We start from the raw sequence: 2,061 nt of genomic DNA, 5'->3' as shown, positions 1-2,061 counted from the left end.
CCCACCGCGCTGGCCCGCATCGCCGGTCTCGGCGGGGCTTGCTCCTTCGTCGCCTACGCCCCGGCGCCTGACCGGCGGCCCGGCCGCGGACCGGCCACTTCGTGGCCGTCCCTCCCTAGGGGTCGGGAGTGCGGTGGCTGGGTTGGGTGGGTTGTTGAAGACGGGGACGGGCTGGTTGTGGCGGATCAGGTTGTGGCGGGGGCGGTTTCGGTGCGGGGAGTGGGGGTTTTGGCTGCTACTACCGAGCGGTAGACGATGGCGCCGGTGGTGAGGATTACGGCTACCGACAGGGGGCCTGCCCAGAGCTGCCACCAGCTGCCGCCGGCGGGGGTGTAGACCTCGGGGCGGGGCCAGGCCAGGTTGATGACCATGGCGATGCCCCAGACGACGGCGAGGGCGTTGATGGGGATGCCGAGGCGGCCCAGGTGGAACAGGGTCTTGTCGTCGGGGGCGGGCAGGCCCTGGACGCGGCGCAGCAGCAGTGGCACGGTGACCAGGAGGTAGGCCAGGTACAGGCTGACGATGCAGACGCTGGCGAGGGTGGCGAAGATGGCGGGGTTGCCGAGGTTCAGGACCAGCAGGCCGATGCCGAGGGCGCCGATCGCGACGGCGGGCCACACGGGGGTGCCGAAGCGGGGGTGCACGGTGGAGAGGGCCTTCGCGAAGGGGAGTTTGCCGTCGCGGGCCATCGAGAACATCAGGCGTGAGCCGGCGGTCTGGATGGCGAGGGTGCACACGATCACCGCGACCGCGACACAGCCGAGCAGCACTGAACCGGCGGGGCTGTTGAGCTTCGAGGTGATGACGTAAGCCAGTCCACCGGTGGACAATTCGCCGTCGGACAGGCTCGGAGCCGCCATCAGCGCGCCGAGCAGCATGAGGCCACCGCCCAGTGCCGAGACCGCCAGCGCGAGCAGGATGGTGCGGGGAGCGACCTTGCGCGGGTTCTTGGTCTCCTCGGAAAGCTCACCGGCGGAATCGAATCCGACCATCACGTACGCGGCCATCAGGCCCGAGACCAGGAATGCCGCCCAATACGGGCCGGGGGAGGCCTGGTCGGTCTGGAACACCACATCGGGGCCGCGCTCGGTGTTGGCGAAGAACAGCGCGATGATCGCCAGCACACCGACGATCTCGACGGTGACACCGATCGAATTGATCTTCGACATCAGGTCGATGCCGATCACATTGATGGTGGTGGTGACGACGAGCAACACGCTGCCGAGCAGCACGGCGTTCATCGCGCCGTCGCGGGAGGTGAGCGCGGTGTCGGTGCCGATGAGCTGGAATCCGCTCCAGATCGAGGGCAGCACCACCTGGAGCGCGATGGCGGCCGCGGCGGCGGTCACGACCTGCGCGATCACCATCATCCAGCCGGCGAACCAGCCGATCAGCCCACCGGCCAGCCGACGTGACCACTGATAGATACAGCCCGAGATCGGGTAGCGGGCGGCGAGCTCGGCGAAGTTCAGCGCGACCAGGAACTGGCCCGCGAACACCAGCGGCCACGTCCAGAAGAAGGCGGCGCCGCCGAACGAATAGCCGAAGCCGAAGAACTGGAAGATGGTGGTGAGGATGGAGACGAACGAGAAACCTGCCGCGAAGGACGCGTAACGCCCCAGTTTGCGGTGCAGGACCGGCGTGTAGCCGAAGGCTGCCAGATCGGCGCTGTCGCGGCCGAGTTCGGGTGGGGCGGCGGGGGATTCGAATGTCGTGGCCATGTCGGAGTCCTTCAGCGGTTCGGCCAATATCTATCAGTCGATAGTTTTGCGCGCGCGATCGCTCGAACGGTGTCGTGCGTGTATCGACTGGACGCCCCGCGGTAACTTCTGCGTTGCCTGAGTTTCTGTCAAATGACAGAAATTCGACCGCTGGGCATTCCCGCCGGTGAGCTGCCCGCTGCGGTGCAGGTCGTGGCCCGATGACAGAATCTTCGGTGTGGCGAATCTCGGTCCCGGGCGTCCCCGGCTGGAACAGCGGCGCAGGCAGGGAACTACGCCGCGCGCGGAGATCCTCGACGCGGCGGCGGAGCTCTTCACCACCAAGGGGTACGCCAACACC

At 67.6% G+C, this 2,061-nt stretch carries 1 protein-coding gene and 1 pseudogene; one reads left to right on the top strand and one right to left on the bottom strand.

Translation table 11 applies throughout. The features are described from left to right. Window positions 1–185 precede the first annotated feature (185 nt). Window positions 186–1,721 carry an amino acid permease gene (locus tag ACFWF3_RS33655; protein ID WP_379318011.1) on the bottom strand — a complete coding sequence of 512 codons (1,536 nt, stop codon included), beginning with the start codon at window positions 1,719–1,721 and terminating at the stop codon, window positions 186–188. A 217-nt stretch (window positions 1,722–1,938) separates the two neighbouring features. On the opposite strand from ACFWF3_RS33655, the pseudogene ACFWF3_RS33650 reads away from it, so the two are divergent. Then, window positions 1,939–2,061, top strand: a pseudogene (locus tag ACFWF3_RS33650) (TetR/AcrR family transcriptional regulator); the annotation flags it as partial.

The organism is Nocardia sp. NPDC060220, assembly GCF_042727815.1.
In the GTDB taxonomy this organism is placed as follows: domain Bacteria; phylum Actinomycetota; class Actinomycetes; order Mycobacteriales; family Mycobacteriaceae; genus Nocardia.
This window is presented reverse-complemented; position numbering and strand designations above follow the sequence as displayed.